Origin of the sequence: Clostridium estertheticum (assembly GCF_011065935.2) — a bacterium.
GTDB lineage: Bacteria > Bacillota > Clostridia > Clostridiales > Clostridiaceae > Clostridium_AD > Clostridium_AD estertheticum_A.
The window spans coordinates 4,300,646-4,315,200 of the sequence record NZ_JAAMNH020000001.1 but is presented as its reverse complement, the minus strand read 5'-3'; the positions used below and the strand labels follow the sequence as shown (position 1 = coordinate 4,315,200).

The window sequence follows — 14,555 nt, the reverse complement described above, 5'->3', positions numbered from 1 at the left end:
TTAAATGAAGGATCAGGAGCAAGCCAGCAAGGAAAATTTGCGTGATTATATTAAAAAAGACACAAAGTTGAAAAATGCACATTCTAAAAATCAAATAATTCAATCTGTTGAAGAAAGCGCATATAATGAAAGCGTTTTTGAAACTAAAAAAAGTGAATATGGTGGAGTTAAGTCAGAATAATAACTAATAGAGATATACCAAAACAAAGTGGCAGGTGTTTATTATCTAAAATATGATAATAAAGACCTGCTATTTTTGTTATAATATAATAATAGAGGATTGTATAAATAAGAATAATAAAAAGAAAGGAATTAATAAATGATAAAAATGTTTGAAGAATTTGAAAAGCATCTAATAGAAGACGAGAAGCCTTCTATATATTTCAATAAAATAATAAATAATGAGAGCGTATTTACTGAATATCCTTATACACTATTAAGCTGCTTGGTAGAAATTCCGCAATCACCAGAGCATCATCCAGAAGGAAATGTATGGATACATACAATGTTAGTTGTAGATAATGCAGCAAAGGTAAAAGGCTTAAGTGAAAATCCTAGAGCATTTATGTGGGGTGCATTATTACATGATCTCGGGAAAGCCCCTACTACAAAAATTAGAAAAGGCAAAATAACATCTTATGACCATGATACGGTTGGTGCAGAACTTTGTAGGAAATTTCTTGAAACATTTACACAGGAGGAAGATTTTATTAAACAGGTTGTGGCTCTAGTTAGGTGGCATATGCAAACTCTTTTTGTAATGAAAGATTTACCATTTGGGAATGTGAAAAGCATGACTTCAGAAATATCCATCAAAGAAATTGCACTGTTATCAGAGTGCGATAGACTTGGTAGGGGTGAGCTCAATGATGTTAAAATCAAAGAGGAAAAGGAAAATATTAAAGCTTTTATCCGCAAGTGCGAGAAGTATTTAGAGGGTTCTAAGTAGTTTACTAAGTAAAAGTATATATTGTTACAACTGCATTCACGTCGCCAAGTAATTCTACAATTTATTTTGTTATAGCTACTAAAAAACGCAAACTCGCTGACGCTCAAACATGCGTTTTTCTACACGTAGCTACAACAAAATAAATTGTGAATTACTATAGCTTGTTCAAATGCAGTTTACATAATATATACTTTTATCAATAAAATTCGAATTTCAAAGACTTTTAAAAAATGTAAACTCTCTCAAACACGCGCTTTTCTTCACGCAGCTATAAATAAAATAAATTGTGAATTACTAGAACTTGTTCAAATACATTTTACATAATACATACTTTTAATAATATAATCCTAATTTCAAAAACTACTAAGACACATCTATAAAGTCCTAATTTTCTATAAAAACATATGGTATACTTATAGAGTATTCAACGAGAGATATTTATGGAGTACAAAAGAACCCCTCGCATTAGCTAGGGGGAGTCTGAGACAGTTTGGAGATGATTACGGTGAGATATGAAGGTGTAGTATATAGACCACCCAGTGAGGCGCATAGTCTTATAGTACAAGTTACTATTGGATGTTCACATAATGGGTGTAGCTTTTGTGAGATGTACAAAGAAAAAAAGTTTAGAATACGTGATTTAAAAGATATTATTGAAGATTTGGAGCAGGCTAAATTAACCTATGGAATAGTAAAGAAAGTTTTTCTGGCTGATGGAGATGCACTAGTGCTACAAACTAGTAAATTAAAATCTATATTATCAAAAATAAGAGAAGTGTTTACTGAGTGTGAAAGAGTGGGGATTTATGGTACCCCTAATGATATTTTAAGAAAATCTTTGGATGAACTTAGTGAACTTAAAGAGTTTGGTATTGGCATTGTGTATCTAGGGGTTGAATCTGGGAGTAATGAAATATTAAAAAGTATAAATAAGGGAGTAACTGCAGGTGAGATGCTCATGGCAGGGCAAAAGGTTAAAGAAAGTGGGATAAAGTTATCTGTTACTCTAATTTCAGGAATAGGAGGCAAGTTAAAAGCAAGAGAGCATGCAATAGAGTCTGCAAAGCTTATAAGTGCCATAAACCCAGATTATCTAGGTTTATTAACTTTAATGTTAGAAAATGGAATTCCACTATATGAAGATGTACAAAAGGGTAAATTTCATGTATTAACTCCAAAAGAAATAATGTATGAGACAAAAGAATTCTTGCAAAATGTAGAAGTTACTGACTGTGTCTTTAGGAGCAATCATGCTTCAAATTATATAGCACTTTCGGGAACATTGCCAAGAGATAAAAGTCAGTTATTAGAGGCCATTGACTATGCACTTAAAGGTGAATATAGATATAAGCAAGAAGAATATAGAAGAATATAGAAGAATATAAAATAGCTTAATCAGACCTTGGTTAACAAAACAATGGGGGGTGCATATTATGAAAGGGAAAATTCTTAAGTTACTTAAGGAAAGTGGAAATGATTTTATATCTGGACAAAAAATAAGTGAAGAGCTAGGAGTTAGTCGCGCTGCTATATGGAAATATATAAATACAATTAAAGAAGATGGCTATGAAATTGAAGCAATTTCAAGAAAAGGTTATAGGATAATCTCCTCACCAGATATACTTACCTTTGAGGAGATTAAAGACTTCCTAACTACGCAGTACATAGGTAAAAATATAATTCACTATGATTCTATAGGCTCAACCAATTCTATTGCCAAAAAATTAGCTGAGAGCGGAGAAGAGCACGGAACAGTTATAATAAGCGAAGAACAAACAACAGGCCGTGGACGGCTAGGGCGAAATTGGATATCTCCTAAATATAAGGGCATATGGATGTCAATAATACTTAGACCAAACATAGTTACAGAAAATATATCGCAAATAACTTTAATAGGGGCAGCAGCTGTCCAAGAGGCTATTATGAAAATGGGCATTAAAACTAGTATTAAGTGGCCTAATGATATAGTACTAAGCAGCAGAAAAGTATGTGGTATATTAACAGAAATGAGTGGAGAAATAGATCATATTAATTATTTAGTTATGGGAATTGGTATAAATGTAAACTTGGAAGAAAAAGATTTACCAACCGATCTAAAAGATGTTGCTACTTCACTTAAAATAGAGAGTAGTAAATATATGAACAGAAAGCTTTTGCTTGCCAATGTCTTAAACACTTTTGAGGTGTTATACAATGATTTTGTGGAAAATGGCAATGTATCCGAAACTATGGAGATTTGTAGAAAAAATTCCTTACTTATAGGAAAAGAGATTCAATTGGTAAATAGAGGAAAAGTAACAAAGGTTAAGGCAATAGATATAAGTGATAGTGGTGAATTAGTTGTTGAAAATCAACAAGGATTGTTAGAATATATTGTTTCAGGAGAAGTTTCTGTAAGAGGAATTTATGGGTATAACAAGTGAATATATAATAAGATATCTGAAATAAAATAGACTAGAATAATTTAAAGATGATTAAGTTCAAAATATAGTTAAAATCTAATTTTCATATAGACATATTGGCTAGATTAACGGTATAATATGATTAATACGATTGAAAGGAGAATGTTTATGGAAGATAATAAAATTATATCAATGATGGATGAAGATGGCGAAAAGGTTGATTTTGAATTAGTAGAAATCATTGAATTAGATGAAAATAGATATGCGCTATTAGCTCCTATAGGAGATGAAGAGGATGCTTTTGTCTATAAAATTACAACGGTAGATGACAAAGAGGAATATATTGCAGTAGAAGACGAAGAAGAGTTTGAAAGAGTATTAGAAGAATACGAATCAACTTTTGATGAGTAAATAACTTTCAAATAAACCGTTAAAGTTTACTTTCCATAATCCAATAAATTATAAGGATTTATTGATCAAAACCCAATAAACCATTAAGGTTTATTGGGTTTTTATTATAGATTATTAAAATGAAAACTAAAGGCAGGAGGTAAAATTTTGAATACAGTAGATATTGATATAGAAGCACTTATAGAAACAATTTCACATGAAGATGATAATTTAGGAAAAAGTTTTTTAGACACAAGAACCGGAGAAGTCATATATATTCCTACAGAAGTGAGTTTAGCCTTAGAAAAGGGAACATTAAAAGAAGATACCTTTGATAATTGGTTAAAAGAATTTGTTAGGGTAGCCATACTTATTAGCGAGGACAACGTTAATAGATATATAAGTACTCCTCTCATAGATGAAGATTTTTATATAAGGACAATGAAAAAATATGTAAATAGCCTAATTAGTAATTCAGATTTAAAACAAGAATTAAATAAGGCATTAAATAGTAAAGAACCTATAAAGAAGTTTAAGCATGTTTTAATGGATAAACAAAATAAAACAGAAGAATGGTATAAATATGAAGATAATTGTATAAATGAGTTTGTTAGAGCCTGGTTAAAGTCAAATAGCATTGAGCTAAAGTATCTAAATTAAATCAAGAAAAAAGCAACCAATTGGTTGCTTTTTTCTTACAAAATTACCTTGTGAATCCATTAATAATGCAGTACCAAAGGTGATAATTTAATGTTGCAGGCTAGTGTGATATAATTGCTTTAGAGAAAATGTTGTTTTAAATATTTATTAAATTAGGAATCTTTAAAATTATGATAAAAGGAGTGAGAAATATGGAAAATGAATTTTATAATAAAATTCGAGAAAACCCGGTAATTGCTGCGGTAAATAATTTGGAAAAGTTAGAAAAAGCCATAAAATCTCCCTGCTAAATTATTTTCTTGCTTACAGGAAGTATCTTTAATTTACAAGAAATCGTTAATCGTATAAAAACTCATGGTAAAAGTGTATATGTGCATTTGGATTTAATTGAAGGGTTTTCAAGAAATGTTTGTGCTTTAAAATAAATAAATGAAAAGATCCAGCCAGACGGAATTATAACTACTAAAAGTAGCCTTATTAGAGCTGCTAAGGAAATGGGTTTATTTTCAATTGGCGTTTCTACAAGCAAAGAGGAAATATGGTATATGTAACTATGCACATATTAGCTTTTAATTAATTATAATAGAATATGAAAAAATATTTGGAGGTATATACATGTTAGCATATGAAGTAGCAATAAGGCTTGCCCTTGCAGTTGTAGTTGGCGGCTTAATTGGATATGAGAGAGAAGCTAAAAATAGACCAGCAGGTTTTAGAACGCATATTCTAGTATGCTTAGGTGCTGCCGTTACCTCAATGATACAATTATATTCAATTCAAGATGCAACCAATATGATAATTCAGCATCCAGAACTCCAAAATGCATTAAAAGCAGATATTGGAAGACTGGGGGCACAAGTTATAACTGGCGTTGGATTTTTAGGGGCAGGGACTATTATACATGAGAAGGGATCAGTAAAAGGACTTACTACTGCGGCAAGTATTTGGACAGTGGCATGCATTGGACTTGCAGTTGGACTGGGGTATTATACTTTAACTATACTAGCAACTATATGTGTTTTTATAGTATTAGTATTTTTTAAGACTTTTGAAGCTAGGCTTTTTAAGAACAGTAATATTATTAAAATTGAAATTCAATATAGCAACAAGAAAAATATGGTAGAAAAATTAGAACAGTACTTTGAGGGTATGGGGATAAAAGTTAAGACTATTGACTTTTCTATTGAGGATGAAGAAGAAAATCCAGAGTATAGCACAACAATTTATACTATTTTAGCACCAAGACATATTAAGAGCAATAGAATTGTACAAAGACTATGCACTTTTGAAGAAATATACAAAGCAAATTTAGTATGATAAAAATAGTAGGATAAAAAATAAGTTATTTAGATATTATATATATTAGTAATACCTCAATTAATAAGATAAAAATTAGTGTATAAAGCAATTTTTTAAATTTACTCATTATTATCACCCCATTTATATTGTATGTTTAAATATGCTATAAAATAATTAAACTTGATAAAATAATTAAAGGTAAAAAAATGTTTTAAAATTTGCAAAACAAAAGAGAGCCCTTATAAATAAGGGCTCTCTTTTCAGTTGTGAAATCTATCTTCTAGATTTAGCAACCTCAATATTTACTTTTCTACTATTTAACTTCTTACCTGAACTATTGTTAAGGATTGAATCAACTAGATTTGAAGGTACATCTAAAAATGAGAATTTATCTAAAATATCAATACGGCCAAGTTCATTTTTATTAATATTAGCTGTCTCGCATAAGAAAGATATAATATCTTTAGTCATAACTTCATCCATTCTTCCGATAGAAAGGAATAATCTAACATTATCTGTTAATGTTGTTGTTACAGAATCATCTGCATAGTTATAGTTAACTTCTTTATCAAATATAATTTTTATTAGAGAAGCAGCTACATCTTCAGCTCCGAATTCTTTTATAAGACCTTTACCTAGTGGAAGAAAGTTTTCATATAAATTTTCATCTAAAACTAATTTTATAGAATCTAAAATAGTTTCTGATTTTGCTGCAAAAATATCTGTTATAGTAGGTACAGTTTTCTTAGTGATTATACTTTTAGTATCACGTTCAATCTGTCTTATAGCAGATGCTTCTCGTCTTGTAATAAGACTATAAGCTGTACCCTCTTTACCAGCTCTACCAGTTCTTCCAATTCTATGTATATATGATTCACTATCTTGTGGTAGATCATAATTTATTACATGAGTAACATTTTCTACATCTATTCCTCTTGCAGCTACATCAGTTGCAATTAGGTAATTTAGATTACCATCTTTGAATTTTTTTAGAGTGTTCATTCTTTGACTTTGTTTCATGTCTCCGTGCATACCTTCTACTGTATATCCTCTTGGTTGTAATGCGTCTACTAACTCATCTACACCTTTTTTAGTTTTACAGAATAGTATACAAGTCTTAGGAGCATCAACATCAAGAATTCTACATAATGATTCAAATTTAGTTTTTGGATTTACTTCATAGTAATATTGCTTAATCTTAGAAACGGTTAAAGACTTCTTTTCGATTGAAATAATCTTTGTTTCAGGATGCATATATTTTTTAGACAATATTTTAATAGCTCTTGGCATAGTAGCTGAGAAAAGTAAAGTCTGTCTATCTTCACTTAAATTACTTATAATACTTTCAATATCTTCAATAAAGCCCATGTTTAACATTTCATCAGCTTCATCTAAAACAAGAAACTTAGCATTGGCAAGTTTTAAAGTGCCTTTTCTAATATGGTCTAGTAATCTTCCAGGAGTTCCAACAACAATATCTACTCCTCTTTTTAGAGCTGATATTTGTCTATCAATAGATTGACCACCATAGATTGGCAATATTTTAACTCTTTCATGTTTTGCAATACGTGAAAGTTCTTCAGCAACTTGAACAGCAAGTTCTCTTGTTGGAGACATTATTATTGCTTGAACTTTTCCATTTGGTCTTTCCATTCTGCTTAAAATAGGTGCACCAAAGGCTAATGTTTTACCAGTTCCTGTTTGAGCCTGACCTATAATATCAAAGCCTTCTAATACAACTGGAATAGCTTTTTCTTGGATATCAGATGGATATTCAAATTTCAAATCCTGTATAGCGTGTAGTACTGATTCGCTTAGTCCTAGTTCATCAAATTTAAGTTTTTCAATTTTGTTCATTAAAATTCCTCTTTCTCTCATAAAGTATCAAATACATCTCATATTAAAGTATATACAGAATAACAAATATTAAACTAAAAAAGCAAAATTAAATTGCTTTTTTCAATTATTTAAAAAAATTCCTCAAAATTGAGTTCTTTTCAATAACATAAATAAGAGGTAATCCAATTCCATAACAGCAGACCAATTCTCCCCATGCAACTTGCAGCATACAAAGTAAAAGGGGCATGTCTTTAAAATATAAAAGCTTTAACATAATGCCTATAATAAGGGCATTAATTACTACAGCCGGTAATGGAGCAAGTATTCTTTTGAATTTCAGTTTGCTTTTACCAATATAGTAAGTTGAAATCGCGGCTATAAATGTTGCAAGGGAACCGAAAATCATATCCATAATACCTAGTGGACTTATGATATTAGAAACTATACAACCAATTACCAGCCCTGGGATTGAAAAAGATGCAAAGTAAGGTAGGATAGTAAGTCCTTCAGCAATACGATATTGAATAACTCCAAAGCTGAAAAACGATAAGCTCAGAGTTAAAGCTGCATAAATAGCAGCTACCATTGCTGCAAAAACAATTCTTCTTATTTTTACAGATATGGTTCCTTCATTTAATTTAATATTCATTTTTGTGCCTCCATAGTTTTGTTTTGAGACAGGATGGTTACGAACTGTCTATGCGTATTCGACCCGAACTTTAATTCTACTATATAATTCGGTATTAGTCAAATGAATTTATCACATTGCATAGGGAATTTACTCTAGTTTTAAATTGTTATAAGATTTATTGTCGTTAGCTTTAGTTTAGGGTACCTAAGTAGATTTCCAAACTTTGGGTAACATATATAAATGAAAGAATATCTATTTGCTACATTTAAGTGATAAAAGAATATTGGTTAAAAAATAGTCTAAAATAACTAAAAGTATGATATAGTTAATCTATATATAACTTTATTTTTTGATGTTCATAGTTCATTCAAAGATGATATATAAGTTAAATAATGCAGTTTTTTTAAAGGAGAATATGATGAATAAAGAAATTTTTAATACGCAGCAAACAGAATTAAGTAATGGGATTAACCTCATTACTATTAAAAAGGATAGTCAAATTTCAGCAATTCATGCTGGAGTCAATATAGGTTCACTTTATGAAGAAAAAAATGAAAAGGGAATAGCACATTTTATAGAGCACATGCTTTTTAAAGGGACTTCTAGCCGAACTAATGAAAAACTAAACAGCGATTTAGAAAATTTGGGTGGAGAATATAATGCATATACGGATTTTAATTGTACAGTTTATAGTGCTACAATTTTAAATGAAGAATTAGATAATGCAGTAAAGTTGATTGGAGATATGCTCTTAAATTCAAACTTTCCAAAAGAGGAAATTGAAAAGGAAAGAGGAGTCATATTAGCTGAGATCAGAACAATTAATGATGACATTGAAGACTTAAGCTTTAAGCGGGTAAATGAGATTGCATTTATTTATAGTCCGCTTAGGGAGGATACTATAGGTAATGAAAACATAATAAAAAAAGTTGCAAGAAAACAACTTGTTGATTTTTATAATAGATATTACGTGCCAAATAATTCTTTTATATCTATTGTATCCCCATTTGAACATGAGGACATAATAAATATGGTAAAGAAGTATTTTGGTAGTTGGAGTAAAAAGAAATTCGAGAAGAAAAAAATAACATATGAGCATCATCAATTTGTAAAAGAAATATCATATAAAAAAGAAATCGAGCAAAGTACCATACTATATTTATATACTTTTAACGAACTATCTAAAGATGAGGAATTAGCACTTAGAATACTAAACTATAAATTTGGAGAAAGTGCTAACTCTATATTATTTAGAGAACTTAGGGAAGAAAGAGGATTGTCTTATGATGCCTATACTCATTTAGATACTTCAAATAACGTTAAAACACTGTATATTTATACATCGGTTTCAGAAGAAGATGTGGATGAGGCTATTGAAGTAATTGATTCTGCCATTAAGGATATTAAAAGTGAAAAAATAGTTTTTGATGATAATACCATAGCTTTAATGAAGAAAATATTAAAAACTGCTATAGCATCAACCATTGAGGATTCTACGGATCTTGGTAATTATGTAATTCATCAGGCCATGGAAAATGAAGATATATATCAGTTTACTGAAGATATGAAAAATATGGGGAATATTAAAAGTAAGGACCTATATAATATTTCTAGAAAAGTATTACAAAAGCCAACAATTCACATATTTTTACCGGAAAAGAGAGGTTAGTTTTGAGTAGTGTTATAACAAAAATTGAAGTTCAAAAAAACAACAAAGATAGAGTTAACATTTATATGAATGATGAATTCGCCTTTGCCTGTGATGCAGCACTTGTGTATATCCACAATATTACAAAAGGAGCAACCATTGAAAAAGAGGGGCTGCAAGATATAATTGATGAAGATAATTATATAAAGGGAAAAAACTGCGCACTTCATTTTTTAGAAAGAAGCTTTAAATCAGCTAAACAAGTAGTAGATAAATTAACAGCAAAAGAATTTGATATTAAGACTATAGATAGGGTAATGGAGTTTTTAAAGCAGTATGAATTTGTTTGCGATAAGCGATTTGTGGACTTATATATAAAAGAAAAAATTAAGACTAGTGGGAAAAATAAAATTAAATTTGCACTGCTAAAAAAATTTCTTCCGAAAGAGTTAATTATAGAGGCCCTTAATAAAGTAACTTCTGAGCAGCAGCTTAAAACGGCTTTGATACTTGGCGAAAAAAGAATAGTAACATTAGCTAAGAGTGAAAAAGATGCATTAAAGCTTTATAAAAAAACAGCAGACTATTTAGTTAGAAATGGATATGATTATGGAATAGTAAATGAGGTTTTAGATAAAATCACTAAAAATGATAACAATGAGGAACTTAAAAATAAAGAAACTTCTGAAGATACATATGAAGATGATTATAATAAACTGTTTGAACTTGCTAATAAAAGGTACAACATATTAATTAAGTCAGAGCCCGCGAAAATAAAGCTATATAAAAAGTTAGGAGACTACCTTTTAAGGCGAGGCTACAAGTGGGAGGAAATTAAAAAAGTATTAGGAGATTTAATTAATGGTGTGGAAGATTTATAGGAGTTTGGCAAATTGCAACTTTGTTCAAAATGCATAATAACGAAAGCAGGTGATAGATTTGTTTAGGGAACCCATAACTTTAATTTTATTATTATTCTTTATATACCCTGTAATTAAAGGATTTATATATAAATTTTCATCTGAAAATTTAAAAGGATCTATTCAGGGAGCTTTTCAAAGTGTTTCTTTTCTAAGTGCGCTGTTTGTAGGCATTTACTATACAAAAAAAATCTTTATTCAGCATAATGAGGGTATGTATGAAAAAATATATAAAAGTATACCTTTAAAAGCTATAGAGTTTATTAATAATAAACCATTAGTGATTTATGTGTTATTAATGCCACTAGTGGTATTAATAATTTATACAGTCATAAATTTTGTAGTTAATCTTATTAGCCACATTACTATTTATCCTTTGTTTGACACTATAGAGAATAAGTTGAAAAATAAAAGTGATGTTTTTAAAAGAGTAGTAGGCGCAATATTTCAAGTACCAAAAGCAATATGCTATGTAATTGTTATTACTTTTATGTTGAATACTCTGTCACTTCTTAAGATAACTGATTCATACAATAAGTATTTGGAAGGGTCACAATTATATAATTATATATCCAAAGAGGTAGTTATTCCATTGACTAATTCAAAGCTTGCGAAACAGCTTCCCAATATTGTTAATAACTCCTTTAAAATTGTAGTAAAAGAAGCAAATGCTCAGGAGCCTAATGTACAAAACAAGCAAAATGTTATAACTTATTATAATGGCGTTACTCTGGAGCAAGGGGTTCAATCTAATGATGAAATTAATAAGTTTGCAACTAATCTCACAAAGAATAAAAATGGAACTAGGCAAAAAGCAGAGCTTATTTATAACTGGGTAGGTAGTGAAGTAGTTTATGATGATGCAAAAGCAAATAGAGTATTAAATAATGATTTAGGTGTAAAATCCGGTGCAATTCCAACATTTAACTCCAAAAGGGGAATATGCTTCGATTATGCATGTCTACTTGTAGCTATGTGCAGGGCTAATAATATAAAGGTAAGAATTATAACTGGTCAGGGATTTAATGGTAATAATTGGGTTAGTCATGCTTGGAATCAAGTATATATAGAAGAAGAAAATAAATGGATTAATGTAGATCCTACATTTTTAATTGGTGGAGACTATTTTGATAGTAAAAGATTTGTTATCGACCATAAGGAAGAGAGTATAGTAGGAGAATGGTAAAATAGGAAAGTTAATGTAAATAATTTATTATAGAATAGCTCCCAGTGTTTTAGGGGGCTATTCTATAGCTTTTTAATAATAAATTAATGGCTTTTTCGCAATCCTCATCCTCATTATTTAATGTCCAAGCAGTATTGAAGTAATATAATGCCTTCTGCTTGTTGAGGCACATGGCATAGCAATAAGCTAAATTGAAGAAGTATTTGCTTTCTGGGCGGAGGTCTATAGCATCATGAAATAGTGGTATTGCTTTTTCATATTCCTTTAGGTGAATAAAACATACTGCGCTATTATAAAGAGCACCAGCCTCATTGTCTTTCATTTCTGCAGCCTTTTTATATAGAGCAATTGCTCTATTATAATCCTTAGTATTGTATATGTCGTTAGCCTTTTGAAAGTAGTCCATTATTCTCCTCCTTATAGTTCTCTAATGAGTTATAGTTCTCTAACGAGTTATAGTTCTCTAATGAGTTATAAATTTGTTATCTGAATGTACTATAAAAACAAATGACAGGTCAAAGATGCAAAATAGATTAGCATACTGGGCTATTATTTATTTTAATGTGCCTAAATAATGATATTACTATTTTGCATTTAATATTCCATATAAATACTGCCCAAGGATTATAAATATATTCAATGTAAATAAAATTTTATTTATTCTTACCTACTACTTTTCTTTCTATAAATGCAACCATTTCATACATGAGGTAAGCTAAGATAGAAAGTATAACTATACTCATCATTACCATATCTAGTTGAGAAATTTGTCCACCGAAAATTATAAGAAATCCTAGACCGTTTTTCGCAACTAAGAATTCACCCATTATTACACCCACCCATGAGAGACCTACATTTATTTTAAGTGCAGAAATAAGAGTTGGGATGGATGCAGGAATAATTAGATTAATTAGTATTTGAAATTTAGAAGCTCCAAAGGTTTTTAAAAGTTTAATTTTATCTTCATCAACTTCTTTAAAGCCGCTCAGTATGCTTATTATAGTTACAACTATTGATATTAAAAGAGCAATTACTATTATTGCCTTTATTCCATTGCCTACCCAAAATATAATAATAGGTGCAAGTGCTACTTTAGGTAGTGCATTTAATACTATTAAATATGGATCCAAAACTCTTGAAACGAAATCCGACCACCATAATAGAATTGCAATACAAGCACCAAAAATTGTTCCAAGTATAAAACCAACTATTGTTTCAAAACAGGTAATAAAGATGTTATAAAGCAATGTACCTTCAGCATATATTTGTAAAAGTGAGGCATACATTTTTGAGGGTGTACTTGTTAAGAAAGAATCAATCCATTTTAGCCTGCCAGCTATTTCCCATAAACTAAAAAAAGCAATTAGTATTACTAATCGTGTAAGAATAACACAGTATTTTTCTCTTTTTACACTTTTAATATAATTTTTGTGTTCATCGCTTTGAATCAGCATTACGGTTCATCTCCTTCCAAATTTCATTGAAATAAACTCTAAAACTTGGAGCTTCTCTACGTTTTAAAGGAAGAGAAAAATTTTCTTCAAACTTAAGGGGTATGTTTTTAATAACTACAGCAGGCCTACTTGAAAGAATAATAATCTCATCGGACATAGAGATAGCTTCTGATATATCATGAGTTACCATTATAGTAGTCTTTTTTTCTTTTTTTATAATTTCATAAACTTCATCACTAATGTTTAACCTAGTTTGATAGTCTAGTGCTGAGAAAGGCTCATCTAAAAGAAGTACTTCAGGCCTTAATGCTAAGGTTCTAATTAGAGCAACTCTTTGGCGCATACCTCCAGACAATTCTTTAGGATGATGATTTCTAAATTCCCAGAGATTATAGTTTGTTAAAAGATTTTTCACCATATCCATCTTGTCTTCCGTAATACAATGGTTAATTTTAAGACCTAAAAGTACGTTGTCCCATATAGTTAACCAGTCGAATAATTGATCCTTTTGAAACATATATCCAATCTTTGAAAAGCTTGAAGTATCATCAAAACTTTTAATTACTATCTCTCCTTTAGAGGGAGTAATTAAGCCTGCTATTATATTTAATAGCGTTGATTTTCCACAGCCAGAAGGTCCTACAATACTTAAAAAGTGACCTTCTTGTACACCAAATGAGATATCCTTTAAAGCAGGGGTTTCTGCAGTTAGTGAATGGTAATTCATGGATATATTATTAATCTCTACTTTAATCACTTTATCATCTCCTAGAAAGTTATACTTTAGTATATGAGTTTTAATAATGTATTGTTAACGACATTTTAGTCTATTTTTAATCCTAGAATTTTCTCATAGGTGGTTTAAATAATAAAGTTTGAGTAAGCTTTGAAATATTAGCACTATTGAGTTATAATATAATATACTTATATGTTAATTTTCTGTAAATGTAGTTGATATTTACATAGAATTTGAATAATATGTAATTAATACAAATTATAATATGGAGGGTGAGTCTTGAACAAAATAAATTTAGTTTTTGAAGACTAAGGATATTGATATAGGAACAATTAGGCTATTTACTCAAATATTAAGTAATTTGAAAAAATATGAAGATTGTATGGGGCGGCATAAACATATATAATTAAATATTAGGTTAAAAATAAGAATAAATCCAAA

General features: G+C 29.8%; 16 protein-coding genes and 1 pseudogene. 12 read left to right on the top strand and 5 right to left on the bottom strand.

The features are described 5' to 3' along the window. The first annotated feature begins 4 nt into the window (after positions 1 to 4). The 9 genes and pseudogenes from G9F72_RS20575 (at position 5) to G9F72_RS20540 (ending at position 5,718) form a co-directional block, all read left to right on the top strand. Positions 5 to 181, top strand: coding sequence for a hypothetical protein (locus G9F72_RS20575; protein WP_164957711.1), 177 nt, complete (start codon positions 5 to 7; stop codon positions 179 to 181). Between the two features lie 138 nt (positions 182 to 319). Then, positions 320 to 949, top strand: coding sequence for an HD domain-containing protein (locus G9F72_RS20570; protein ID WP_164957712.1), 630 nt, complete (start codon positions 320 to 322; stop codon positions 947 to 949). A 505-nt stretch (positions 950 to 1,454) separates the two neighbouring features. Next, positions 1,455 to 2,324: a radical SAM protein gene (locus G9F72_RS20565; protein WP_164957713.1), complete on the top strand. Its 870-nt coding sequence runs from the start codon at positions 1,455 to 1,457 to the stop codon at positions 2,322 to 2,324. Positions 2,325 to 2,382: 58 nt separating this feature from the next. Then, complete coding sequence (locus G9F72_RS20560; RefSeq protein ID WP_164957714.1) at positions 2,383 to 3,372, top strand: biotin--[acetyl-CoA-carboxylase] ligase; 990 nt, start codon at positions 2,383 to 2,385, stop codon at positions 3,370 to 3,372. Between the two features lie 147 nt (positions 3,373 to 3,519). After that, positions 3,520 to 3,762: a DUF1292 domain-containing protein gene (locus G9F72_RS20555; RefSeq protein WP_164957715.1), complete on the top strand. Its 243-nt coding sequence runs from the start codon at positions 3,520 to 3,522 to the stop codon at positions 3,760 to 3,762. 147 nt (positions 3,763 to 3,909) lie between these two features. Beyond that, positions 3,910 to 4,401 (top strand): UPF0158 family protein, encoded by a 492-nt coding sequence (locus G9F72_RS20550; RefSeq protein ID WP_164957716.1) that lies wholly within the window; start codon positions 3,910 to 3,912, stop codon positions 4,399 to 4,401. Positions 4,402 to 4,592: 191 nt separating this feature from the next. Next, entirely contained in the window at positions 4,593 to 4,691 is a 99-nt protein-coding gene (locus G9F72_RS27225) for a glycerol-3-phosphate responsive antiterminator (protein ID WP_164957717.1), read from the top strand. Positions 4,692 to 4,700: 9 nt separating this feature from the next. Continuing rightward, positions 4,701 to 4,952 (top strand): annotated as a pseudogene (locus tag G9F72_RS27680) (glycerol-3-phosphate responsive antiterminator). 64 nt (positions 4,953 to 5,016) lie between these two features. After that, complete coding sequence (locus G9F72_RS20540) at positions 5,017 to 5,718, top strand: MgtC/SapB family protein (RefSeq protein ID WP_164957719.1); 702 nt, start codon at positions 5,017 to 5,019, stop codon at positions 5,716 to 5,718. A gap of 255 nt (positions 5,719 to 5,973) precedes the next feature. On the opposite strand, the gene G9F72_RS20535 is transcribed toward G9F72_RS20540, so the two are convergent. Together G9F72_RS20535 and G9F72_RS20530 are read right to left on the bottom strand one after the other, a co-directional pair. Next, positions 5,974 to 7,548: a DEAD/DEAH box helicase gene (locus G9F72_RS20535; RefSeq protein WP_164957801.1), complete on the bottom strand. Its 1,575-nt coding sequence runs from the start codon at positions 7,546 to 7,548 to the stop codon at positions 5,974 to 5,976. A 115-nt stretch (positions 7,549 to 7,663) separates the two neighbouring features. Further along, positions 7,664 to 8,188, bottom strand: a complete 525-nt coding sequence (locus tag G9F72_RS20530) for a QueT transporter family protein (protein ID WP_164957720.1) — start codon at positions 8,186 to 8,188, stop codon at positions 7,664 to 7,666. A gap of 400 nt (positions 8,189 to 8,588) precedes the next feature. Between G9F72_RS20530 and G9F72_RS20525 the strand changes: the two genes are divergently transcribed. Genes G9F72_RS20525 through G9F72_RS20515 form a run of 3 tightly spaced genes read left to right on the top strand, consistent with a single transcriptional unit; the run spans position 8,589 to position 11,924 of the window. After that, the gene (locus tag G9F72_RS20525) at positions 8,589 to 9,839 is read left to right on the top strand and encodes a M16 family metallopeptidase (RefSeq protein WP_164957721.1); all 1,251 of its coding nucleotides are present in this window, start codon (positions 8,589 to 8,591) and stop codon (positions 9,837 to 9,839) included. Positions 9,840 to 9,841: 2 nt separating this feature from the next. Beyond that, positions 9,842 to 10,699, top strand: a complete 858-nt coding sequence (gene recX, locus G9F72_RS20520; protein ID WP_224676197.1) for a recombination regulator RecX — start codon at positions 9,842 to 9,844, stop codon at positions 10,697 to 10,699. A gap of 58 nt (positions 10,700 to 10,757) precedes the next feature. Beyond that, positions 10,758 to 11,924 (top strand): transglutaminase domain-containing protein, encoded by a 1,167-nt coding sequence (locus G9F72_RS20515; RefSeq protein WP_164957722.1) that lies wholly within the window; start codon positions 10,758 to 10,760, stop codon positions 11,922 to 11,924. 49 nt (positions 11,925 to 11,973) lie between these two features. Here the strand turns inward: G9F72_RS20515 and G9F72_RS20510 are convergent, their stop codons facing one another. From G9F72_RS20510 to G9F72_RS20500, 3 genes are all read right to left on the bottom strand, one after another. Next, positions 11,974 to 12,330 carry a tetratricopeptide repeat protein gene (locus G9F72_RS20510; protein ID WP_164957723.1) on the bottom strand — a complete coding sequence of 119 codons (357 nt, stop codon included), beginning with the start codon at positions 12,328 to 12,330 and terminating at the stop codon, positions 11,974 to 11,976. A gap of 247 nt (positions 12,331 to 12,577) precedes the next feature. Next, positions 12,578 to 13,378, bottom strand: coding sequence for an ABC transporter permease (locus tag G9F72_RS20505; protein ID WP_164957724.1), 801 nt, complete (start codon positions 13,376 to 13,378; stop codon positions 12,578 to 12,580). Next, positions 13,359 to 14,135, bottom strand: coding sequence for an ABC transporter ATP-binding protein (locus G9F72_RS20500; protein WP_164957725.1), 777 nt, complete (start codon positions 14,133 to 14,135; stop codon positions 13,359 to 13,361). The genes G9F72_RS20505 and G9F72_RS20500 overlap by 20 nt, the downstream gene beginning before the upstream one ends. Positions 14,136 to 14,555: the final 420 nt, after the last annotated feature.

Coding starts and splice junctions, on each gene's coding strand:
- G9F72_RS20575 (WP_164957711.1), top strand. CDS start 5: ATGAAGGATCAGGAGCAAGCCAGCAAGGAAAATTTGCGTGATTATATT.
- G9F72_RS20570 (WP_164957712.1), top strand. CDS start 320: ATGATAAAAATGTTTGAAGAATTTGAAAAGCATCTAATAGAAGACGAG.
- G9F72_RS20560 (WP_164957714.1), top strand. CDS start 2,383: ATGAAAGGGAAAATTCTTAAGTTACTTAAGGAAAGTGGAAATGATTTT.
- G9F72_RS20555 (WP_164957715.1), top strand. CDS start 3,520: ATGGAAGATAATAAAATTATATCAATGATGGATGAAGATGGCGAAAAG.
- G9F72_RS27225 (WP_164957717.1), top strand. CDS start 4,593: ATGGAAAATGAATTTTATAATAAAATTCGAGAAAACCCGGTAATTGCT.
- G9F72_RS20540 (WP_164957719.1), top strand. CDS start 5,017: ATGTTAGCATATGAAGTAGCAATAAGGCTTGCCCTTGCAGTTGTAGTT.
- G9F72_RS20530 (WP_164957720.1), bottom strand. CDS start 8,188: ATGAATATTAAATTAAATGAAGGAACCATATCTGTAAAAATAAGAAGA.
- G9F72_RS20525 (WP_164957721.1), top strand. CDS start 8,589: ATGAATAAAGAAATTTTTAATACGCAGCAAACAGAATTAAGTAATGGG.
- G9F72_RS20510 (WP_164957723.1), bottom strand. CDS start 12,330: ATGGACTACTTTCAAAAGGCTAACGACATATACAATACTAAGGATTAT.
- G9F72_RS20505 (WP_164957724.1), bottom strand. CDS start 13,378: ATGCTGATTCAAAGCGATGAACACAAAAATTATATTAAAAGTGTAAAA.